This window comes from Marinomonas sp. NPDC078689 (genome assembly GCF_044542435.1).
Taxonomy (GTDB): domain Bacteria; phylum Pseudomonadota; class Gammaproteobacteria; order Pseudomonadales; family Marinomonadaceae; genus Marinomonas; species Marinomonas arenicola.
This window is the reverse complement of sequence record NZ_JBITUJ010000008.1, coordinates 115,709-137,970: the sequence shown is the minus strand read 5'-3', so window position 1 is coordinate 137,970 and position 22,262 is coordinate 115,709. Positions and strand designations below refer to the sequence as shown.

The following is a 22,262-nucleotide window of genomic DNA, read 5'->3' as shown; positions in this document are numbered from 1 at the left end:
CAAATCATGGCTAACGAAGCAAACAGCACAGAATCCACAGCACAATCTGAAGACAACCGTTTAGTGGCAGAACGTCGCGGTAAATTGGCGGCAATCCGTGAACAGCGTAATGCCTTCCCTAATGCGTTCCGTCGCAATGCGTACGCGGCAGACTTGCAAGCAGAATTTGGTGAGATTGAAAAGCCAGCATTAGAAGAAAAGAACCACGTGGTTAGCATCGCCGGTCGTATCGTTCGTAACCGTGGCGCTTTCATGTTGCTACAAGACATGTCTGGTCAGATTCAAGCCTACATCAACCGCAAAGTATTGAGCCCTGAATTGCTTGCTGAACAAAAAACATGGGATTTGGGTGATATCATTGGTATCTCTGGTCCTGTTCACAAGTCAGGTAAAGGCGACTTGTACATCGACATGCACGAAGCGCAATTGCTAACCAAATCCTTGCGACCATTGCCAGATAAACACCACGGTTTGTCTGACATGGAAATGCGTTACCGCCAGCGCTACGTTGATTTGATCGTGAATGAAGACTCTCGTGATACTTTCCAAATGCGCTCAAAAATCATTTCTACGATTCGTCGCTTCCTAGAAGATCGTCGTTTTATGGAAGTAGAAACGCCAATGCTGCAAACCATTCCTGGTGGTGCGACGGCGCGTCCTTTCGTGACGCATCACAATGCCATGGACATGAGCATGTACTTGCGTATCGCCCCTGAGCTTTACTTGAAGCGTTTGGTTGTGGGTGGCTTTGAGCGTGTGTTCGAGATCAACCGTAACTTCCGTAACGAAGGAACCTCGACTCGCCATAATCCAGAATTCACCATGATCGAATTCTACCAAGCGTACGCCGACTACAAAGATCTTATGGATCTAACAGAAGACATGTTGCGCACCGTGGCTGAAAAAGTGTTGAACACCACTAAAGTGACCTACCAAGGGTCTGAATACGACTTTGGCGCGCCGTTTGTTCGCATGACCATGCTTGAGTCTATCCTGCACTACAACCCAACGTTGACCGCAGACGACCTCAGCACCTTGGAAAAAGCGACTGCTGTGGCTCAATCTCTTAAAATCGATGTGAAACCGATTTGGGGTCTTGGCAAGCTATGGACGGAAATCTTTGAAGAAACCGCTGAACACAAATTGGATCAGCCGACTTTCATCACAGAATACCCTGCGGAAGTATCACCACTTGCCCGTCGTAACGACGACAACGACTTCATTACAGACCGTTTTGAATTCTTCGTAGGTGGCCGTGAAATCGCCAACGGCTTCTCGGAACTTAACGACCCAGAAGACCAAGCTGAACGCTTCAAACGCCAAGTGGCAGAGAAAGACGCTGGTGATGATGAAGCCATGCATTACGATGCAGACTACATCAACGCCCTAGAATACGGCCTACCACCAACCGCTGGTGAAGGTATCGGTATCGACCGTTTGGTGATGTTGTTCACTGATGCGCCGTCTATCCGTGACGTATTGTTGTTCCCTCATATGAAGCCTCAGGACTGATCCTAGGCCGGACAGTGACTGACAATTTGTAATGTGTTTATAAGGCCTCAATTGAGGCCTTATTTTATGGGTACCTAGCAACAAGCAAAAAGGGGTCAGACCCCTTTAGCAAGTCTTTTAGAAAAGTAACGGAGCATTCCATGAGTCGTTTTTGGACAGATAAAATCGCTTCTCTTGACCCTTATGTGCCAGGTGAGCAACCGCAAGACAAAAAGTACATCAAGCTAAATACCAACGAAAGCCCTTACGCGCCATCTCCTAAAGCCTTAGCTGCCATGCAAGAGCAAGTAAGTGAGCGTTTACGTCTTTATCCTGATCCAAACTGTGTGACACTAAAAGCAGCATTGGCTAAAAGTTACCAACTAAACACAGACCAAGTGTTTGTCGGCAACGGTTCAGATGAAGTACTGGCCTTGGCTTTTATGGGCTATTTTGCGGGCGGCAAACCTTTAGCCTTTGCTGATATCACCTACAGCTTTTATAAAGTGTACGCGGGTTTATACAGCATCGAACCTAAGCTGATTCCATTGGACGATGATTTTAATATTGTACCGACGGATTACGAGAATCTAGACGTATCCGGTGTGGTCGTAACCAACCCGAATGCGCCTACAGGTAAAGCTTTACCGCTATCGGATATTGAAGCGATTCTAAATGCCAACCCAGATGTGGTTGTGCTGGTGGATGAAGCCTACGTCGACTTCGGCGCACAAAGTGCCGCGACACTGGTGAACCAGTACCCGAACTTATTGGTGGTACAGACGTTATCGAAATCCCGCGCCTTGGCCGGAATTCGAGTGGGCTATGCATTGGGTCACCCAGACTTGATCGAAGGGCTAGAGCGTCTGAAGAACTCCTTCAACTCCTACCCAATCGACCGAATTGCTTTAGCAGGCGCAACCGCAGCGGTAGAAGACGAAACCTACCTAAAAGAAATCTGCGACAAAACCATCGCCACACGCGAGCAGTCTGTGAAAGAGCTAGAAGCACTTGGCTTTAGTGTCTTGCCATCGGCGACCAACTTCGTCTTCGCAACACACCCAAAGAAAAACGCCGAACAAATTTACCTCGCTTTAAAAGAGCAGGGCATCCTAGTTCGCTTCTTTGGTAGCAACAAACCACGCATCGGCAACTACCTACGCATCACCATAGGTACAGACGCTGAAATGGCCGCATTAACCAATGCATTGAAAGTCCTGCTTTCATAAGTACTTAAGCTGTGAACAAAGACAAACCGCTGATCTTCAGCGGTTTTTTTGTTTAACGGATTCCGCCACCAGGTCAATCGGTGTTTCTCTTCGAAGCTTTCTCTTCAAAACAAGCGCCTACCTCATCGAAAACAACGTTTGATCTTGTTCTAGGTACTCGCCTTGCTTCTCTGATCGCTACCTCACCACAAAAACCAGACTCTAATGGCCTAAATTTACGTAGTCAATTCATGATAGAAAAAACCAATAAGTAGAAAGGTTATTTTTAAACAAGTCTATTGTTTGCTCATTTAGCCATTTTGAATGACTATATTTTGCGCGTTTACACTGGCATCAAATGAAAAACCGCCTTAAGATCAATGATTAAGTATTCATAGTATTGAGATAATAGGCTGGGGATAAAAGTGATAACACGCACGCTCGTTTAGCCAGTTCTTAATTTTGTGGGTATGTTCATAAACTTTTTATAATTCAGTGATTTATAAGAATATTTGAATAAGTTTGAAAATGTGTAAACGCGCATGCGCACTATTAAGCTGTTAGAACATACAAGGAAATCTGAATGGCCTCTGAGCTGCTAAGAATAAAGAAACGGAAAGAGACAAGAGAAGAGCTGGTTTCCTTGTATGAAAAATCAGATCAGGTTTTGCTCATCCACTATTCTTGTGAATCATTTTATGACATCAAGGATGGAAGAACCCCTAGAGTTACATCTATAGCGGTTAGAAATTTAAAAACAGCTCAAACAGAGAGTTTCTCCGTTCATAAAATTGCAGAGCGAAATGGGGTTTCTATAGATGACATACCTGAGCGATATGATGAACTTGAAAAAGAGATGCTTGAAGAGTTCTTTGAATTTGTAAAGTATAGACAAACCTTTCATTTCGTTCACTGGAATATGCGCGATGGAGCGTATGGGTTTTCTGCAATAGAGCACAGATTTCAAACGTTAGGCGGAGAGCCGCACAAAATACAAGATGAAAAAAAGACTGATTTGGCTAGAGCTTTAGTGTCACTATTTGGCAGGCAGTATGTGGGGCACAGTACGGCTGGTCGTTTTCTTGCAATTGTTGAATTAAACAAAATTACCGATAAAGATGCACTGAACGGTAAAGAAGAAGCTGATGCCTTTGATGCGGGTGAGTACGTTCAACTACATCGTTCCACGTTAAGAAAGGTTGACTGTATGTCAAATATTTTTGAAAGAACGATCGATGGATCATTGATTACTAATGCAACATGGCAAGATCAATATGGTATTCATCCAAAGGCAATTATTGAGTACATCAAGGATCACTGGTTGTGGTCTGTAGTGGTAATAGTTGCAATAATATCAGGGCTAGCGGGTAAAATTGCAGGCATGTTCTAACAAGCAAAGGCAACGGACGCCAAAAAGCGGCGCGCGCTGCTTTGGGCGTTACATACCAAGTTATCGTGGCCATAAATAATGGAGTCAGAATGTCAGATAAAGATACATGGAAGTTGGATAAAGACTCTCCTGTTTTTAATTTTTTTATAGAATTTATTGCATATATCATTGCTGCAAGCTTAGTACTTGTTATTGGTTTTGTAGTCGCTGTCGTATTTAAGGATTTTACACACTTAGGTAGAGCGGGGGCAGTTGTAACATTGATCGCTATATCCATGGCCTATAAAGATTTCTATTTAGATCTTAGAAACATGAGTTTTGAAGAAACGGTTAAATTTTTAGGTAAGGAAAAGCTTTTTGAAATATGGGCATCGGGTTTTGTACATAAGAAAAAGGATGAACTAGAAAGCATTAAACCCGGTTTTAACGAAAAGGACGCTATAGAATTCTTAGAAAACTTGAAAGATTATGAGAGTGGTGAATTAGAAGGTCTTGATAAAGAAGGATTTATAAAAGCTTGGCTCAAAGAGATGTTTGATATCTGGTCAAAAAAGCTTAGGGGCTGGGAATTCACAATGCTTAAAACTGGTACAGTCTTATGGGCATTCTCAGATTTAATAAATATTCCATTTGGATGGTAGTATGTAACAAACAAAGGCGGCGGATAAACCGCTGCTTTGGGGGACATTCCAAGACAGGCATACGAAAAAGCCAGTAACCACGGTGCTTACCGCTCTTTTCGGTTTATTTTTCAGACTTCTTCTATACTTAATTTTTGTTTTCTCAAGGAAGAGGAACGGGATTATGCCAATGCCCAGAAGTCAGCAGGTATGCTTAGACGATACCCCTTATTACCACTGCGTGGCCCGATGTGTGCGTCGTGCTTTTTTGTGCGGTGAGGATCCATTTACTGGTGCGAGCTACGAACATCGACGAAGTTGGGTCGAGCGCCGTTTGCTGTTCCTCGCCAGTGTCTTTTCGATCGATGTGTGTGCCTATGCGGTGATGAGCAACCATCTTCATGTTGTGCTGCATATCGATTCAGAGACTGTGAAAAACTGGTCTGTCGTGGAGGTGTTAGAGCGCTGGCATAAGCTTCATAAAGGCACGACCTTTACTCAGCAATACTTGCTTGGCGGCACGCTTCCTGCTTATGTGGTCTCAGTCGCGGAAGCCGCCGCTGAAACCTATCGAGAGCGCTTAACAGACTTAAGCTGGTTCATGAAAGAACTTAACGAGCCGATTGCACGGCGAGCGAATTTGGAGGATGAATGCACAGGCCATTTCTGGGAAGGGCGCTTTAAATCCCAGGCTTTATTGGACGAAGCGGCGCTGATCGCTTGCATGGCCTATGTGGATTTAAATCCAGTCAGGTCGGGTATTAGTGACACTCCAGAAAGCTCCGATTTCACCAGTATTAAGAAGCGCGTGCTTGCCGTGAAAGAAAACAGCCAGCCCAGAGTTCTGTGTCCCTTTATTGGAAATCCGAGGCAAGATATGCCCAATGGCTTGCCTTTTAAACTCGTGGATTACTTAGAACTCATCGACATGACAGGGCGAATAGTGAAAGAAGGCAAAAGAGGATCGATTGATGCCTCGTTGCTTCCAATCCTACAGCGATTAAATATCTCCTCTGAAAACTGGTTGTGCATTGCTACTGAATTTGAAGTCAGAACGGGGAGTGTTGTCGGGCAAGAATTGTCTATTGATCAATACTGCGAATCACACCAGCGAAAGTGCAATAGAAAGAGTGTTCAGTTACTCGCCTGAATGAAAAAAATGATTAAATCACGGCTTATCAGCTTGTTGTTGAGGTGTCCCCACGGGCAAAAATAGCCAAATAATCACAGTATTCAACGATAATGAGCTATCTAGCCTCAGCGTCTTTCTCCTATCGACTATATCTTGTTTTCTGCATTCATTAGCAACGGCTAGTTTGGGAACCGACTTTTCGTTAAACCATCCAACACTTTGATTTTATGAGTTTTAATAAGTGCCTGTCTTGTATAGATGCAATCAGTGGGGAACTTAATTGGTCTTTCTACGTTTAATAATTCAATAAATTCGCTGGTGAATATTGGTCTGTTAAGACTTTCGTGTCTGCAGGCCAATCATGGTTGTCTTTCGTGGTCTCGATGAACTGAAAAATCTCTTTTATATCAATGTCATAACGTGATAAACGAGGTGCCAGTTGCTTTGCTCTGGCATTGATTTTCGCTGCGCTGGGCGCTGTTTTTAGGCCAGCTAAGATAATGCGATTGCTTCGGTTATGGCGACTAACATTGATGAAATCACCAAAGACTGAATAGTAAGTCGCGGATTCATGATCATACAATTTACTGGCAGAAAACGTATTGGCGGCAATGATACCGTCCGCCGCTAGTACGCTGTTTACTTCTTCAAAAAACTCTTTAGTAAGCAAGTGCTCAGGAATGTAGTCGCCGTTGAAGGCGTCTAAAATGATCCAGTCATATTTTTGCTTTTTAAGCGCAGCACGTTTAATAAAAATTCGCCCATCTTGTACCGTCGAAACAACATTATCTGTTTCAATAAAGTGAAAGTAATCACGAGCAACTCTTAGTACCGCTGGGTCTATTTCGACATTGTTAATGTGGGCTTCTGGATACAACTGATGAATTACGTTAGATAGTGTACCGCCGCCTAAGCCAATGATTAGTACATTATTAGGGTTATCAATAAACAGCAGGCTTGAAAAAATCATTTTTGTGTAGTTGAAGAAGAGCTTGTCGGGAGCGTTTTTATAGATGCAGCTTTGGTTAAGCTTAGTGATTTTGGTGTTGAACTGAAGGCAGAGAGTATCGTTTTTATCCTCGACGATTATGTTGCGATATAAAGATCGTTCTTGATGGATTTCTTTGCTGAATACCAACGCAGAGAAAAGGCACAGAGAGGTGATAAAAAGCAATTTAAGCATGTATTGGTTCCTCGCTGCGTACACTGCTACTGACCGTTATAGCAATGAGGCCGAGTAAGCCTAAGGTGATCGCGAAGGCCGCGATAATATTGTTCACATCAAAGGCGAGTACAAAATAAAATGACGTTATTATGGTGCCAAGAGCGCTGCCTAGGGTACTCACAAAGTAGAGAACACCAGCGACTTGACCGCTTTTGTCGCTTTCGGTAACCAGCAGGCGTACCGAGTAGGGAGATATCATGCCTAATATCACAGTCGGGATGAAAAATAATGCCATTGAAGCCAGTAATGAACCATAGCGGCTGTCTTCAATATGAGTAAATATGAACGCCATAATAGGCTGTGAAAACAAGGAAATAGGAGCAACACTGATGCTTGCAATTAAAAAGATGAAGCCATATTTGGCGAGGGAAGCGTTATGAGTGCTGAGCTTGCCACCAAGCAAGTAGCCTAAAGAAAGGCTTAACATGAAAACCGTAATGATGCTGCCCCATATATGGACACTACTGCCGAAAAAAGGAGCAAGGATACGCCCACCAAGTAGTTCAATACCCATAATGCAAAAGCCACTACAGAAGGCTAAAAAGTAAACTAATCCATTCTTTTTCAAAGTCATATGATTATCGATATCAAACTAATTGGGTCATTATAATACCGTGATAATGAGACGCTGCGCACTTATTTTTAGCCCATCAAAATCTGTTTTTATAGAATACTTTAGTAGGGAGATTTGATCGTTTTTCTCTCTTTAAAAAACTCATACTGATCAATTATTTTTTGCAAATAAAGTCTTCTACTAAAACATTCGCTTCTCTTGTTAAATACTATTATTTTACGATCATGCATTTTATTAGAGACTCCTTATGATTACTTGCCACGAATACGATTATGTTGAGATCGTTTGCTTATTCCATTACCCGATTAGGTTAACGATGGCCTCAGGGGGGTGGATAGAGGGTGTTGCGTTGGATACGGCGCGCAATGAAAACCGTGCCGAGTGTATAAAAATACAGACGGATAATGGGGTTCAGTTGGTGGTACTCGCGGCGTTGGTTAAGCTTGCGATAACCATAGATAACCCACACTTTACGGAAGTGAGTTTTCAGTCGTGATCTTAGGGCATTCTCACTAGGTGGTGAGGCGGATTGCCTGTGTTTAATCCAACAAGAGCAGTCTTTATGTCTTTTATCGCGAGTACTCCTAAGCCGCCTTACTATGCGGTGATCTTCACGTCGACACGAACCGAAGGAGAGCATGGTTATGGTGAAATGGCGATGCGAATGGTCGAGCTCGCACAGCAGCAGCCGGGCTTTTTAGGGGTTGAATCAGCGCGGGAAGAAGTAGGAATAACCGTCTCTTACTGGGCAGATTTAGCGTCTATTAAGCGCTGGAAAGCGAATGCAGAGCATTTGGCCGCGCAAAAAACCGGTCGTGAATCTTGGTATGCGTCGTTTAAAGTGCGCATCTCAAAGGTAGAGCGGGATTACGGTTGCTAGCAAGCTTGTTTGAACGCGGTAAAAGGGCGCGCTAAACACTGCTTTCAATAAGCCAATAATACCCATAGCCCGCAACAAGCGCAGGTGCGGTCGAGTAGAGAGTTGCAAGTAGTGCCGCTTTTGGGGCCAAGGCAATGGCAGGGAATAGGGCGTCACCATCGTTACTAATGGCGTTGGCAAGTTGCGCGGAAAGTGGAATCGCTCCTTGTAAGTACAAGCCAGTCACCATGATCTGCGGGCCACACCCTGGTAGTAGACCAATCATGGCTGCGAAGAAGACAGACGCGCTGCCCCATTCTTGTAGTGACTGCAGAATACCATCTCCGAAATAGCGCAACACCACTTCAAAAACGACAAAGGCGACCACCACCCAGCTGGTGACAAATTGAGTGTCTTGGGCGACTTTTCGAATCCAGTGCTTTGGCAATGGGTTATCATTTTCTTTGGCGAGTTCTGAGTAGCGATCTGTTTTTGCGCTTAATGCCCAAAGCAAAAGGCAGATAAAGCCTGCCACGCTGCCAAATAATTCAATGGATTGCTCTGGTAATCTCAGGAGGGTATTCGCATCGTATTGCATGGCAATCAATAGGGCGACCGCACTGGCTGGTAGAATGAGCAGACACCAAAAGGCCACGCTTAAGCGACTCACCCAAAGCTCAAATGGATTCGGCTCAGGCGTTGTATTTGGCGACCATGCTGAGCCTGTTTGTTTGCATTCTAATGCTGGCGCAGGCAGAAACGCATTGGTGATTAAGCCTGAAACAATACCAACCACTATGCTGATAGGGAGCACTATGGCAGCGTCTTCTGGTCTTTGGCTAATCAGTAGAAAAGCCGCATCGCCCATGGTGCTGGTCAGTACCGCGACCACGGCACCGAAGCCGATTTTACCTTGCGTGTATTGGGTGATAATGACAATCGCACCACCACATCCTGGTAACACTCCCATTAGGCCTGCGAAAAAGACTTCACGATAGGGTTTTTGTTGCATCCAACCTTGTAGTCGAGAAAAGTCAAAGTGGTGACTGAGGCCGTAATACAAGGCCAAGGTAAAGGCCACAAACGCTGAGACTTGCAAGAAGGCCTCGGCCAACACCGAAGTTACCAAGCTTTGACCTTCTGGTATGAGCCAAAGCACGCACAACAGCAACGGAAGTATCATGCGCTTGTTGGCAAACGTACTGTGCACAAAGTAATAATGTTTTGTTAAGACTGCGGCGCTCATCATAGGCATAATAGGATTGGTCTATTTTCGATAATGATTATCATAACCAATAAAGCCTGTTCTAGAAAGTAGATCCTAGTCAGGTATAGCGTCTTTTCTTTTGGGTATTCGCGCTATATTCCTGCTATATCTCCCATAGTAGGATTGACGGACAGTAGTCACTGGTGAAGAATGGAGTATTTATTGAGTGAAAAGTAGGCATCGTTGTGCCCCCGCATAGGAAGCGAATCAAATATGACCGTCAAAATGGAGAACCGCACTCTAGAAGATAAGATCTTGCTTGCCATTACGGCGACAGCGACCTTGGTTCTATCACCTTTTCTGATCATGAGTATGATGGCTGGGGATACAGCGCATATAGCGGTTGATTTTGCTGCGGTAGGCGGTATTTTTGCCATTTTTTTAGGCGTTTGGTTTACCAGCAATGTGCCACTTTTTAGCGCCATTTTCGCCATTCTTGCGCAAGTCACTATTTTAATCGGTATTTATATAAAAGGTGTGGCGTTAATTTATTGGTTATTTCCTATCATAATCGCTAGCTTTTATTTACTGCCGACTCTGATTGCTGGTGTGTTTAACTTTCTATTGATCACAATAGGCTGTCTCTTAATTTATGAGCAGTTTGACAGTTTTACCCTGCCTCGTTTGATCGCGGCCTTTATCGTGACCAATATATTTGCGCTAATCTTTTCGGTTTTTATGCAAAATAAAAACCGTCAACTATTGGAAAAAGACCAAATCAACCAACATCACAATACGATTCTCGAGTTGATTGCCAGCTCCAGCACGTTATCCAAGGTGCTTTCCTCCATAGTAAAAGCCATTGAAAACGAATTTCCTGACGCCAGATGTGGCATTTTATTGCTTGATAAAACCGGCAAACGCTTAACCTTAGGGGCAGCACCGAGCTTGCCAGAGGCTTATCATAACGTGATAAAAGAGTTGGAGATTCGTCCTGATGCAGGTTATGCCGCCGCGACAGGCGCTCGCGTTATTATCGAAGACATAGCGGCTCATTCTGATTGGCCCACTTTGCAAAAGGCGGCGAAGTCGGCGCAATTAGCATCGTGTTGGTCTGAGCCTATATTAGGCAATCAGGGTAATGTGCTGGGCAGCTTCGATATTTTTTATCGTAAACAGCTCACCCCCAAAGTCTCTGAATTTAAATTGATTGAGCAGTTTGTCAATCTTGCTCGTATTGCCATTGAACGAGAAAAAGCAGATAGAATAATTTGGCGGCAAGCCAATTACGACAACTTAACCGGTTTGCCTAACCGCAACCTGCTTCAAGAGCACCTGGCTGCGTCAATCAATGCCGCCCAGCGAGAGAAGAGGCAGCTGGCCATCACTATGTTGGATCTTGATAAGTTTAAACATGTGAATGACACCCTAGGTCATGGTGCTGGCGACAGTGTGTTGGTCGAGTGTTCGAAACGTATTCAAGCGTGTATTAGAAAGAGTGATATCGCTGCGCGCTTGGGTGGAGACGAATTTATCATTGTGTTTTCTGGCACCGCGCCGACTGAAATAGACATGATTGGCAATACCTTACTGCAGGCCCTTGCGGAGCCTTATGTGATCCAAGGGGAAAGCGTGTATTGCACGGCGAGTATCGGCATTGCGTTTTACCCTGATGATGGCGTGAGCATTGATGGTTTGCTTAAAAGTGCCGACCAAGCCATGTATCAGGCAAAAACAGAAGGTCGTAATAGCGTCTATTATTTTTCTGAAGATACCCCATCCAAAGCCTTATAGCGCCTGTTTGTGGCAATACTTGAAAGCTGCCAACTCGCAGTGTTTTGTGCTTTCCTGCTAGGCTTAAGACGCGCTTTTTTCTATGATTCCTAGCGCAATCGACTTATCGCTTTTTCGATCGCGTTAACATTTCTACAACATGGAATTACCCTTGTTTGATTCTTATCTGGCTGCGATCTGACTACAATGGTTTTCCTATCAATACCTTAAGGAAACACCATGGCTGAGCGAGAAGTGGTTTATGTAAAAGCAAATAACGCGGGCAGTACTGCAGGTATCCTTGCTTGTGTGTTTGCTGCGTTGGGCATTTTAATGCTGAGTGTTGTGTTTGTTCCGCTGGCGGCCTTGATTGCTATTTTCGGCCTACTGGGTGCCCTTTTACAGATGAATATATCTGGCATTGGCCTCAACCTTTTTGCGTTTGTGCTTATTGCTGTGGGTATCGTCACCTCGCCTGTTTTGATTGGCTTTATGTTAATGGTTGGTGGAATGCTTCATCTGACGCCTTAGTAAATAGGTAGGTGTTCAGCGCACAGAAATGCGTTTTTGAGAGCCAAATATAGCGCTTGGCTTTTCTGAATGGCAGGAATAAAGTGATGATCTAGTTGCGGAATAAAGGCGCCTTTTACAGTGTCTTTTGTTTCCTTTTCCTGTCGCCAATAGATCTCAAAGGAATGACTATGCTTGCCTTAAAAATCCCTCCTCTTGTTATTTTTCTCGTTGTTGCGGTCATCATGCTTGCCTTATCTGGTTTCCATTTTGAGGCTTCTGGTTGGTCATTGGTATTGAGTTATGCCATTTGGCTGCTTGCCGCTGTCATTGCTGTTTCTGCGGTTCTGTCGTTTACCCAATCAAAGACAACGGTGAACCCTCATAAGCCCAACAAGGCTAATGTCTTGGTAGTGTCTGGGGTGTTTCAATACTCGCGTAATCCCATGTATTTGTCGTTGGCTATGATCTTAGTTGGCGGTGCATTTTGGTTGAATACGCTGTGGGTGGTTTTGCCCATTGTTGGTTTTGTCGTGTATTTATCGTATTTTCAGATCAAGCCAGAAGAGGCTGCGTTAACGGAAAAATTCGGAGAAGAGTATCAGAACTATTGCGCCAGAGTGCGTCGTTGGCTTTGACGGTCCCCTTTGGATTTTCCACTGCTTGGTTGATGGTATGAAGGTTGGCAATTTAGATTAAAAATGTCACGCCCGTTGTTTTTGATTTTTTTGCACCTAACAAGGGAGTAGGCAAGACAAAATTTTTTGGCGTTGTTTGCCGTTCATTTGATTCGCCAACCTTTAATTTGACAGCATGTATACGCGCAGCGGAGGCACTATGAAAGGTCATTTATACAAATTTACTATCGAACATCTTGAGGATCCTAAAGGCAATGCAGTGGAGGCCAGCCCATTAGAGTTTGAAACCCGTAATCACGATGATATTTTTAAAATCGTTGAGACGATGAAAGGAAAGATCGATCTAGATGAGAGCGATGCCAGGGAGTTAGCTCTTGGTATTAAGCTGTTTGGGGAAGTGATGCTGAGAAACTCAAAACATGAACTTTTTCAAGAGTTTAGACCGCATTTTTCCGAGTTTATGAAATCTCTGAAAAAATCTTAACGGTTTAATTCAAACGATTTTATCGAATAATGTCATCCAATAGCACCTCATGCTAATCGCTTTTAGTGAGGTGCTATGTCTAAAAAGTCGTCTCTTAAACGCTAGTTCTTTTTCCCATAAGCGGCATCAAGGTTGGATTTGAACGTTTGCGTAATCTGAATAAAATTTTCAATTTGATCAGGCTCTAGTTCTGATGCCATTGCGCTAAACACTTCGTTTTCCACCTTGTTAAACTCTTCTATTAACGCTTCTCCGCTGGCCGCTAAGATGAGTAATTGGCTGCGTTTGTCCTTCTCATTGTCTTTCTTGATGAGCAATTCTTGGTTCACCAACTCTTTAATCAAACGGTTCACTTGTGCCTTATCTCTGCCCATAAAATCCGCCAGTTTTTGACCTGTGCATTGTTCGATTTTAGAGACCGCTTTTAATGACTTTAAATGCATTGGAGACAAGTTCATATCTAATGATTTTAACTGTTGAATCATAGTGTTACGAACAGTGTGTATTAGGCTAAAAAGCGCTTCATTTAAGTTCACAAAAGCTCCGGGCTAGATTGAATTTACTTGGTTGATTTTATCATCTATTTTGATAAAATATATGACAAAATCAACTGTATTTTATTGACCGTGATCATGCAACTAAAATGCCGGTTAAGTGTGAGCTTATGACCTTCTGATGCTAGTGCGGAGCACGGGTCCTCCTATGAAAATGAACACTTTTGAAGGCTAATTAAAGCATGTCAGATTGGAAGCAAAACTTGCAGAAAACGCGTTATGTTATGGACGTTCTGCTGATTGTGAGTTTTATGATAATTTCAGCACCGCAATCGACAGGCATTCCATTGCATGAGTGGGGAAGCTTATTGTTTGTGGTGCCTTTTGCGATTCATTTACTGCTGCATTGGGATTGGATCAAAAAAAGCGCACGGCTTTTTTTATTGCGCTCGACCTTTAAAGAGCGCTTTAGCACCATTCTGAATTACCTCTTATACATCATGATGCTGTTGGTTTTTGTGAGCGGATTTTTAGTGTCTGTGTCGTTATTGCCTGCGCTTCATATCACGATCTCCATACAAGATTTTTGGTCTAAGGTTCATAACGAATTTGCGTCTTTGATCATGCCTGTTATTGGTGTTCATTTAGCGTTGCATTGGCGTTGGATCGTTAATCTGACGAAGAAAATGTCCGCCAAAGGAGTGGCGTTATGAAATATTTAAGCTATCACTGGAAGTCGCGTTTTACGATTATTTTGCTTGTTTCTCTTGCAGTGGCTGGTTTATTGGCGATGTTGGATCTGACCAGCTGGGCTGAGCAGATTAATCAGCAAGGTTACACACATGGCGGGGATGGAGAAGGCAAGCCTAACATTCCGGCTGTCTTGATGTATGTCTTACCCTTTGTCAAAGAGTTAGTGCTGATTGGCGTACCTATGCTTTTGGCTCTGTTAGTAATGACGCTGTCGGCTGCTGTCAAACGCAAGCTGCATAAACGAAAAAACTAATCGATCTTTTTGCTCTGCAAACTTTAATCAGTCCTGTGGTCTTTGCATTCATTGGCTATTATTTAGCCGTTTCCCCCTTGAATATTGCCATGCTTAGTGTGCTATTGTTCGATAAGCTTCACACGAAGCGGATACAAAACAGTGCAACAGCCGATAGGTTATCGGCTTAGTAAGCTTAGTTCTTATGGAGGGGAGGTTTTATGATGAAAGTAATCAAGGTGGCTTCGTTAGGCGTTGTGGCGCTATTGTCTTCTTTTGCCGCCAATGCCGCAGACAGTTTATTGCGCTATGAAAGCCATTATTCGGTGCAAGAAACCGCAGATCGTTTTGCGTCTATTGCACAAAGTAAAGGCTTGAATGTGTTTGCTCGAATTGACCACCAAAAAAACGCGGAAGGCGCGGGGTTGTCCCTAAGGCCGACTCAAGTGATTCTGTTTGGTAACCCAAAAGTGGGCACGCCCTTGATGAAGTGTGCCCAAGATGTGGCCATTGACCTGCCTCAAAAAGCGCTTATTAGCGAAGACGCCAATCAAAAAGTTTGGTTGTCTTTTAACAACCCAGAGTACCTTAAAGAGCGCCACCATATTCAAGGTTGTGACGCTGTTATTAAGAAAATCTCAGGGGTGCTGAACAAGTTAGGGTCAGCTGCCACCGCCAAATAAGCCTTTATTAATTCGCTGACGGCTCACCAAATTGCAAATCCGCTAGGCGTTTGTACAAGGCGCATGTTTCGAGTAATTCGGAATGAGTGCCTTGGGCAATTATTTCCCCTTGATCCAACACAATAATACGGTCAGCGTTTAATACTGTGGCCAAGCGATGGGCAATCACCAAGGTGGTTCGTCCTATCATAAGCTGTTCAAGTGCGGCCTGTACCATGTGCTCACTTTGCGCATCCAGCGCACTGGTTGCTTCGTCAAGCAACAAGATAGGGGCGTCTTTTAGAATGGCGCGAGCAATGGCAATGCGCTGTCTTTGGCCGCCCGATAAGCGCACACCATCTTCCCCTAATCGCGTCTCATAGGCTTTATCCAAACGTTGAATAAACTCGTGAGCATTGGATTGCTTCGCCGCACTTTGAATGGCGTTCTCACTGGCATCGCGGTTCGCATAACCTAGGTTGTCTGTCACGCTTTGATCAAACAACGCGGTTTCTTGAGGGACTAACGCCAGCTGTTGACGCCAAGCACCAAGGTCGAAGGTTTTGATATCTTGCCCAGAAAAACGAACTTGCCCTTGCTGCGGATCATAGAACCTTAATAGCAACTCAAAGAGGGTGGATTTACCCGCGCCAGAAGGGCCGACAAGGGCGACAGTTTCGCCTTGTTGTATTGAGAAATTGAGGTGTTTTAAGACCGCTGTCGTTGGTCGTGTTGGGTAGCGAAAAGTCACATCCTGTAACGTCAACAAAGGCGTTGTTTGTGCCTCTGGGTTGTTGTTAACGCCCACTGTGTTTTGTGATTCAGGCATACTTTTCGATTCTGGCACCGTAGGGACTGGTTGCTGTCCACCGACAATGACGCTGCGCTCATTGAGCAACTCCATAATGCGTTCTGTGGCGCCTGCTGCCCGTTGCAGTTCGCCCATGACTTCAGATAACGCCGTCACCGCACCAGCGACAACAATCGAATAAAACAAAAAGCTAGCCAGATCTCCCGCGCTAATGGCGCCAGAAATGACATCTTTACCACCAAACCAGAGCATGATTCCAATGCCGCCCATCGACAGCAAAATGGCCATTAGAGCCAGCCAAGAACGCTGTAGTATGCGCTTCACGCTGACAGCAAACGCTTGCTCAACCGCCGCAGAAAAGCGTTGTTCATCGTGTTTTTCATGGGTGAACGCCTGCACGACTTTAATGTGACGCAGAGCTTGAGACAGGTAACGTCCTACATTGGCGATTTCGTCTTGGCTATAGCGAGATAGACGACGTACTCGGCGGCCAAAATACAACACAGGTATCACCACAAAAGGCACGCAAACCAATAGGATCAAGGTCAGCTTAAAATGCATAACGAGTAGGAAAATAATGCCGCCGATCAACATTAAGCTGCTGCGTAAGGCGATCGACAACGAAGAGCCAATAACGCTTTGTAATAAGGTGGTGTCTGAGGTGATGCGCGATTGAATTTCACTCGGTGGATTGTCTTCAAAAAAAGACGGGGAGAGCGTGAGTAAGTGGGCAAAGATCGCTTTTCGTATGTCCGCAACGACCCGCTCACCTAGCCAAGAGACGAGAAAAAATCGGCAAAAGCTGCCAACGCCTAGTAAGATGACTAGCCCCATAAATATCCACAGGGCTTTGGTTAAATCCGCTTCTGAGCCTGAGGCTAATCCTCTATCAATTAAAAACTGCACGCCTTTACCCAGGCTCAGCATGGCTCCCGCGGTGATGACTAACGCGATTAAGGCGTATATCACCTGAAGGCGATAGGGGCGTAGAAAAGGTAAAAATGCGTTTAAGCCAGGCTTGTCTTTGTCGCTGTTCAAGGTAGTCACCTTATGGTGAGGGTCTTGATCCCTAGATGCTGGTTTTTCTTGGTTGATATCGAGTTGGGTCAAAAGTAATGTCCATATGGTGAAAACGACGAATGATGCTTACTATAGCGGAACTTGGTGCTGGAAATGGATAAATAATGTGCTATCTAACGATGGCGTTTCTCTTTGGCTAAGGCGTTATTTTCGGTTTGGTTTTGTCATCTTGGGCCATGGCTTTGTTATTTCAGGTTATGGTATTTAGACTGGCGTTCACTTTGTTGATCTTGGTCGCTAATGCGGTGAATCTCGTCATTGCGTTTTCTTTTGCATTGCCGATTAACGGCGGTGTTGTCTCACGTGTTTTTTTAAGGTGTTGAATGCTATGCCTGAGTTAAAAACAGTCGGTCTTTTTATGGTGACCGCACTGGCTGAAATTATAGGTTGTTACCTTCCTTATCTGTGGTTACGAGAAGGTAAATCGATATGGTTATTGCTGCCTGCCGCGCTGAGTTTAATCGCATTTGCGTGGTTGCTTACCTTGCATCCTTCTGCTGCTGGGCGAGTGTATGCTGCGTATGGTGGTGTGTATATTTTTACCGCGATATTGTGGCTCTGGGCGGTGGATGGCATTCGTCCTACCGCATGGGATTTGGTTGGTTCGGGAGTGGCGCTGGTGGGTATGGCCATTATCATGTTTGCACCGCGTGGGGTGTCGTAACGTCAAAAGCCACGCTGTTTGGCAGACAAAAGACAGCCTAACATTGACCTTTATGGCAGGTGATACAAAAGTGTTTTTATATATTATGATGTGATTCACATGAAATGGCAGTGCTTTAGAGAAAGTAGCTGTGCTTCATCTGACCCTAAGCGATTGTATTATCGCGTTCATTATCACGAGGTTGTAGTTATGTTCAGTCATGTAATGCTCGGTACGAATGACATTGAAAAGTCGAAAGTTTTCTATGATGCCATCTTAGGTGTGTTGGGGTTTGAGCCTGCGGTTGTTGACGAGTCTAACCAGCGTTTCTTTTACTTTAGTGAAAGCGGTGCGTTTGCCATTACCAAGCCCATTAATGGGGAAGCGGCCACGTACGGAAATGGCTCGACGATAGGCTTTAAAGCAACGACTCCAGAATTAGTCGATGCATGGCATGCTGCTGGTGTTGCAGCGGGTGGTGAAGCCTGTGAATCAGCGCCAGGAATAAGAGAAAATGGCACTAGAAAGCTGTATTTAGCGTATTTACGTGATCCATCAGGTAATAAAATCTGCGCTACGTGTTTTTTGTCTAACCAGTAGTTCTAATTGTCTTCTTTGTTTAAAGTGGCGGGTGCTATTTCGTGCCCCGCCATTTTAAATGCCAAAATTACTGAGCAGATTTTTCGAAACACATGGTAAGTTCTGTTGTGGCTTTATTATCTGTGGTGTATTCAGATGCATAAACCATGGTCCAACCATCGTAGGCTTTTAATTCTTCATTGGTGTCAGAATCACCTGTTTCAACCGTCACACAGCGCATCATTTTTTCTGGTGTCGTGGCATCAAAATCACGGATTTGACTGGTTACATTGGCGCCAGAACATGCTGTTAATAATAGTGCGGAAGAAGCGATGAATAGTGCTTTATACATTTTTATCTCCTTGAAAAAGTTAAGCTTTTTGAATGTAAAGGAGAGTACTTAAAGAGGCAAGAGGGATTTGTCTAAAGTGGTCAATAAAGGCAAAAAAGAGAACGTTTTTTGTTTTTTAGACAGACATTAAGTTGGCGATTGAATTCATGGCTGTTCTATAACCGCAGCGCTTTAATAAAGTGGTGCCATTTACCAATGGCTTTATGGTGACTGCCTACGAGTCGTCAAAATAGGTAAATGCACGGTATCTTTGGGCTTGCTGGTTAACCTTCTTAATCACTCAGTTTATTGTGTTTAACGTATTCAATATATGGATATTTACGTGATGACATGTCGAGCAATTAAACGACTAAAACCTCCAATGACAGAGATTAGCCGTGATAACGTTGACACAGTTACTGTTGAAAGCCTGAAAACACAAAGAAGCAGATTTCTCTAGCGACTAAAAGCCGCGGCGTCACAGGGGATGGATTTGTTCCTTGAAAGCACCTTGTTGCTGCCCTGTAAGGTGCTTTTGGGTTTGTATTAATACGCTTTATCCTCCTGTTCTAACATGAATTATTTTCTTTCGAATCGGTCTAGCTTTTCACTTGTTGCGTTTCGCCTAGACGAACGACGAGAAAATGCACAATACGTCTTTCTTTTATGGAAAAGCCTCAGTAGTATTCATTCCCCCTGCTATAAAATAAAACACGACACTGAAACGAATTAAATAATAATGGTGCGGGCTTATAGCGGATTACCTTAAACAAAAGTCTCAAACAAACAGTAGCTGTTAATAAAATAATCATGAACTCAAAACCTAATAATACTCATCTAAATGGTGATGCTGATGGTCAGTCCGATCCGCATCGCAGATTGAATAAAAACGATGCCAAAACATTAAGCTTATCGGCGCTCGGTGGCGCGCTCGAGTTTTATGATTTTGTTATTTTTGTCTATTTTGCCAATGTCGTTGGTAGTTTGTTCTTTCCAACCGACATGCCAGAGTGGCTTCGCCAAGTACAAACCTACGGGATTTTCGCTGCGGGTTATTTAGCGCGTCCTTTGGGTGGCATTATCATGGCGCACTTTGGCGATATTCTTGGTCGTAAACGTATGTTTATGATGAGTATCTTGCTGATGGCTATTCCAACGTTTGCCATTGGTTTAATGCCAACTTATGAAACCATTGGCATTGCCGCGCCGCTGTTATTACTTTTCTTCCGTGTGTTACAAGGTGCAGCGATTGGTGGTGAAGCGCCTGGAGCTTGGGTATTTGTTACTGAGCACGTCTCCAAACGTCATGTTGGTTTAGCGTGTGGCATTCTGTCTGCAGGATTGGTTGCTGGTATTTTGATCGGCTCTTTGATTGCAACAGGTATGCATACGGTTTACACAGCGGATGAGATTTCTGATTACGCTTGGCGTTTTCCTTTCTTGTTGGGTGGTGTGTTCGGCTTTATCGCAATGTACTTGCGTCGCTGGTTACAAGAAACGCCAATCTTCAAAGAAATGCAGGAAAGCCAAGAATTGGCGGTTGAGTTGCCAATTAAAACCGTGCTGAAAAACCATGCGCCTTCAGTGGCTGTGTCTATGGCGGTAACTTGGGTGCTGACAGCAGCGGTGGTTGTAACCGTATTGATGACGCCATCTTTGTTGCAAAAGCTGATTCATCTAGACGCAAAACTGTCTTTGGAAGCCAACAGCTTAGCAATTATTTTTGTGGTGATTGGCTCTGTGGTTTGTGGTGCTTTGGCAGACCGTTTTGGTAATGGTCCTATTATGATTATTTTCAGTATTGGCTTGGCCATCAGTTACTGGGTTTTCTATAGCACCATGCTGCATGACACAACGTACTTGTTCCCATTGTATGCCTTAGTCGGCTTCTTCACTGGACTGGTAGGGGTTGTGCCGGCGATTGCGGTGAAGAGCTTCCCAGCGGCGATCCGTTTTTCAGGCTTGTCGTTCTCTTACAATGTGGCGTATGCCATTTTTGGTGGAACAACGCCAATGGTGGTTAGCTTGATGTTGCGTGAAGACCCACTTTCACCTGCTTATTACGTCGCCTTTGTATGTGGTGTCGGCGTTTTGGCTGGTTTGGCTGTGATGCGTTTTCGTCAACGCTTGGATTTGATTACCGTTCCTGCGTGATGAATCCCTAGACACAATGCGTTTATAAGGCCCTGCTGTGAAGCGGGGCTTTTTTTTGCCTGAATAAAGAGGGCAAAATACGCATTTACTGAAGTTTGTGAAGTTTGAGGTTTGTGTAAAGCTCATACTCTGTTTTTGATATCTGATTGGGTATTTGTTACTTTGTAACACCTTGTGTTGATTTTCATTACACAACTAACTTCTTTTAATTAATCACGTATCACCTATGACAAGCAGCACTCGACGTACTTTCATTCGACGTTTTTTATTGGCCTCTTGTGCCACTCTTTTGCCTGTTTCTGGGTTTGCAGAACAAGGCAACACCCTAGAAGAAATAGCCACATACCGCAAAGGGAGCAACGCGCACCTCACCCTGAAGTTGACTCATACGCCTCATTACAAGGTCTTCACGTTAAAGAATCCTGAACGCTTAGTGGTGGATCTGCCGCAAACAAAAAATGCCTATGCTGTTAAATCGCTCCACAAATTAGGGCTTTTTAAAGATGTGCGTTGGGCCATTCACCATGGGGATACTTTGCGCCTGGTGTTTGATTTAGAAAAGCACATTGCCTTTAACTCCACCTCGGTTCGTCGTGGTGCGCGTCATAATGAACTGATAATAACGCTGACAGATTCTGTTGTGGTGCAACATAAAGTGGCCACAAGGCAGCCCGAAAAGCGTGACATTATTGTTGTTGTGGACCCAGGTCACGGCGGCAAAGACCCAGGAGCAACGGGCAAACACGGTACCCATGAAAAAGACGTGGTATTGGCCATTGGGCGTATGCTGCGCGAAAAGTTAAACCGCACGCAAGGCTTTAAAGTCATTATGACGCGGGACAAAGATGTGTTTATTCCATTGCGTGATAGGGTCAATATCGCGCATAAACATAAGGCGGATATTTTTGTTTCTGTGCATGCCGATGCCTGTGAAGACCGTTCGGTACGAGGTTCTTCTGTGTATATCTTGTCTAATAAAGGCGCGACGAGCGTGATGGCGCGACGCTTGGCGCATAGAGAGAATAATTCGGATCTAATTGGTGGCGTATCGTTAAATACCAAAGACAATATGCTGGCTAAGGTATTGCTCGATTTATCTCAAACAGGCACCTTACAAGCCAGTACGGATCTGGCGAACACTGTGATTAGCAATCTTGCAAAAACAGAAAAAGTGCTGCATAAACGGGTTGAAAGGGCGGCTTTTGCGGTTCTTAAGTCACCGGATATTCCGTCTGCCTTGGTGGAAACGGCGTTTATCTCTAACCCACACGAAGAGAAGAAACTTCGAACTAAGGCTTTCCAAAATAAGATTGCCAGCGCCCTGCATGAAGGCATTACGCATTATTGTTTACACAACATTCCAGAGCGTAACTTGATCGTAGGCTAGTTGTTTCTGACCTTGCTAAACGACT

General features: G+C 44.3%; 24 protein-coding genes. 18 read left to right on the top strand and 6 right to left on the bottom strand.

Features of this window, described 5'->3' with window-relative positions; genetic code table 11:
- Positions 1–6: 6 nt before the first annotated feature.
- The 5 genes from lysS (at position 7) to ACIGBN_RS13815 (ending at position 5,859) form a co-directional block, all read left to right on the top strand.
- Entirely contained in the window at positions 7–1,512 is a 1,506-nt protein-coding gene (gene lysS, locus ACIGBN_RS13835; protein WP_396666084.1) for a lysine--tRNA ligase, read from the top strand.
- 140 nt (positions 1,513–1,652) lie between these two features.
- Entirely contained in the window at positions 1,653–2,720 is a 1,068-nt protein-coding gene (gene hisC, locus ACIGBN_RS13830; RefSeq protein WP_396666082.1) for a histidinol-phosphate transaminase, read from the top strand.
- A gap of 562 nt (positions 2,721–3,282) precedes the next feature.
- The gene (locus ACIGBN_RS13825) at positions 3,283–4,089 is read left to right on the top strand and encodes a hypothetical protein (protein WP_396666080.1); all 807 of its coding nucleotides are present in this window, start codon (positions 3,283–3,285) and stop codon (positions 4,087–4,089) included.
- An 89-nt stretch (positions 4,090–4,178) separates the two neighbouring features.
- Entirely contained in the window at positions 4,179–4,730 is a 552-nt protein-coding gene (locus ACIGBN_RS13820; RefSeq protein ID WP_396666079.1) for a hypothetical protein, read from the top strand.
- Between the two features lie 163 nt (positions 4,731–4,893).
- Positions 4,894–5,859 (top strand): transposase, encoded by a 966-nt coding sequence (locus tag ACIGBN_RS13815; RefSeq protein WP_396666077.1) that lies wholly within the window; start codon positions 4,894–4,896, stop codon positions 5,857–5,859.
- Between the two features lie 277 nt (positions 5,860–6,136).
- Here ACIGBN_RS13815 and ACIGBN_RS13810 read toward each other — a convergent pair whose 3' ends face one another.
- Complete coding sequence (locus ACIGBN_RS13810; RefSeq protein ID WP_396666075.1) at positions 6,137–7,024, bottom strand: spermidine synthase; 888 nt, start codon at positions 7,022–7,024, stop codon at positions 6,137–6,139.
- Positions 7,017–7,580, bottom strand: a complete 564-nt coding sequence (locus ACIGBN_RS13805; RefSeq protein WP_396666073.1) for a fused MFS/spermidine synthase — start codon at positions 7,578–7,580, stop codon at positions 7,017–7,019. The genes ACIGBN_RS13810 and ACIGBN_RS13805 overlap by 8 nt, the downstream gene beginning before the upstream one ends.
- Before the next feature lie 307 nt (positions 7,581–7,887).
- Here ACIGBN_RS13805 and ACIGBN_RS13800 point away from each other — a divergent pair, with 307 nt between their 5' ends.
- Together ACIGBN_RS13800 and ACIGBN_RS13795 are read left to right on the top strand one after the other, a co-directional pair.
- Entirely contained in the window at positions 7,888–8,136 is a 249-nt protein-coding gene (locus ACIGBN_RS13800; RefSeq protein ID WP_133004204.1) for a Rho-binding antiterminator, read from the top strand.
- A 66-nt stretch (positions 8,137–8,202) separates the two neighbouring features.
- The gene (locus tag ACIGBN_RS13795; protein WP_396666071.1) at positions 8,203–8,520 is read left to right on the top strand and encodes an antibiotic biosynthesis monooxygenase family protein; all 318 of its coding nucleotides are present in this window, start codon (positions 8,203–8,205) and stop codon (positions 8,518–8,520) included.
- 31 nt (positions 8,521–8,551) lie between these two features.
- Here ACIGBN_RS13795 and ACIGBN_RS13790 read toward each other — a convergent pair whose 3' ends face one another.
- Positions 8,552–9,754 carry a putative manganese transporter gene (locus ACIGBN_RS13790; RefSeq protein WP_396666069.1) on the bottom strand — a complete coding sequence of 401 codons (1,203 nt, stop codon included), beginning with the start codon at positions 9,752–9,754 and terminating at the stop codon, positions 8,552–8,554.
- Positions 9,755–9,979: 225 nt separating this feature from the next.
- On the opposite strand from ACIGBN_RS13790, the gene ACIGBN_RS13785 reads away from it, so the two are divergent.
- The 4 genes from ACIGBN_RS13785 (at position 9,980) to ACIGBN_RS13770 (ending at position 13,111) form a co-directional block, all read left to right on the top strand.
- Positions 9,980–11,500, top strand: coding sequence for a diguanylate cyclase domain-containing protein (locus ACIGBN_RS13785; RefSeq protein WP_396666067.1), 1,521 nt, complete (start codon positions 9,980–9,982; stop codon positions 11,498–11,500).
- A 219-nt stretch (positions 11,501–11,719) separates the two neighbouring features.
- Positions 11,720–12,010 carry a hypothetical protein gene (locus ACIGBN_RS13780; RefSeq protein WP_341565073.1) on the top strand — a complete coding sequence of 97 codons (291 nt, stop codon included), beginning with the start codon at positions 11,720–11,722 and terminating at the stop codon, positions 12,008–12,010.
- A 170-nt stretch (positions 12,011–12,180) separates the two neighbouring features.
- Positions 12,181–12,627, top strand: coding sequence for an isoprenylcysteine carboxylmethyltransferase family protein (locus ACIGBN_RS13775; protein ID WP_165943018.1), 447 nt, complete (start codon positions 12,181–12,183; stop codon positions 12,625–12,627).
- Positions 12,628–12,826: 199 nt separating this feature from the next.
- On the top strand, positions 12,827–13,111 hold the full coding sequence (locus ACIGBN_RS13770) for a DUF3861 domain-containing protein (RefSeq protein WP_396666065.1): 285 nt from the start codon (positions 12,827–12,829) through the stop codon (positions 13,109–13,111).
- Between the two features lie 101 nt (positions 13,112–13,212).
- On the opposite strand, the gene ACIGBN_RS13765 is transcribed toward ACIGBN_RS13770, so the two are convergent.
- Complete coding sequence (locus tag ACIGBN_RS13765; RefSeq protein ID WP_396666063.1) at positions 13,213–13,647, bottom strand: MarR family winged helix-turn-helix transcriptional regulator; 435 nt, start codon at positions 13,645–13,647, stop codon at positions 13,213–13,215.
- 200 nt (positions 13,648–13,847) lie between these two features.
- Between ACIGBN_RS13765 and ACIGBN_RS13760 the strand changes: the two genes are divergently transcribed.
- The 3 genes from ACIGBN_RS13760 to ACIGBN_RS13750 all read left to right on the top strand — a co-directional run bounded on the left by ACIGBN_RS13760 (position 13,848) and on the right by ACIGBN_RS13750 (position 15,273).
- Positions 13,848–14,318 carry a DUF4405 domain-containing protein gene (locus ACIGBN_RS13760; protein ID WP_396666061.1) on the top strand — a complete coding sequence of 157 codons (471 nt, stop codon included), beginning with the start codon at positions 13,848–13,850 and terminating at the stop codon, positions 14,316–14,318.
- The gene (locus ACIGBN_RS13755) at positions 14,315–14,611 is read left to right on the top strand and encodes a hypothetical protein (RefSeq protein WP_396666059.1); all 297 of its coding nucleotides are present in this window, start codon (positions 14,315–14,317) and stop codon (positions 14,609–14,611) included. Before ACIGBN_RS13760 ends, ACIGBN_RS13755 begins: the two co-directional genes overlap by 4 nt.
- Before the next feature lie 200 nt (positions 14,612–14,811).
- Positions 14,812–15,273 (top strand): DUF302 domain-containing protein, encoded by a 462-nt coding sequence (locus tag ACIGBN_RS13750; protein ID WP_243712051.1) that lies wholly within the window; start codon positions 14,812–14,814, stop codon positions 15,271–15,273.
- Between the two features lie 7 nt (positions 15,274–15,280).
- Here ACIGBN_RS13750 and ACIGBN_RS13745 read toward each other — a convergent pair whose 3' ends face one another.
- The gene (locus ACIGBN_RS13745) at positions 15,281–17,110 is read right to left on the bottom strand and encodes an ABC transporter transmembrane domain-containing protein (RefSeq protein WP_396666144.1); all 1,830 of its coding nucleotides are present in this window, start codon (positions 17,108–17,110) and stop codon (positions 15,281–15,283) included.
- Between the two features lie 361 nt (positions 17,111–17,471).
- Here ACIGBN_RS13745 and ACIGBN_RS13740 point away from each other — a divergent pair, with 361 nt between their 5' ends.
- Positions 17,472–17,807: a YnfA family protein gene (locus ACIGBN_RS13740; protein ID WP_133004195.1), complete on the top strand. Its 336-nt coding sequence runs from the start codon at positions 17,472–17,474 to the stop codon at positions 17,805–17,807.
- A gap of 189 nt (positions 17,808–17,996) precedes the next feature.
- Positions 17,997–18,386, top strand: coding sequence for a VOC family protein (locus ACIGBN_RS13735; protein WP_133004194.1), 390 nt, complete (start codon positions 17,997–17,999; stop codon positions 18,384–18,386).
- A gap of 67 nt (positions 18,387–18,453) precedes the next feature.
- Here ACIGBN_RS13735 and ACIGBN_RS13730 read toward each other — a convergent pair whose 3' ends face one another.
- On the bottom strand, positions 18,454–18,717 hold the full coding sequence (locus ACIGBN_RS13730) for a hypothetical protein (RefSeq protein WP_133004193.1): 264 nt from the start codon (positions 18,715–18,717) through the stop codon (positions 18,454–18,456).
- A 789-nt stretch (positions 18,718–19,506) separates the two neighbouring features.
- On the opposite strand from ACIGBN_RS13730, the gene ACIGBN_RS13725 reads away from it, so the two are divergent.
- Positions 19,507–20,850 (top strand): MFS transporter, encoded by a 1,344-nt coding sequence (locus tag ACIGBN_RS13725; protein ID WP_133004192.1) that lies wholly within the window; start codon positions 19,507–19,509, stop codon positions 20,848–20,850.
- A gap of 226 nt (positions 20,851–21,076) precedes the next feature.
- Complete coding sequence (locus ACIGBN_RS13720; RefSeq protein WP_133004191.1) at positions 21,077–22,237, top strand: N-acetylmuramoyl-L-alanine amidase; 1,161 nt, start codon at positions 21,077–21,079, stop codon at positions 22,235–22,237.
- The last annotated feature ends 25 nt before the right edge of the window (positions 22,238–22,262 follow it).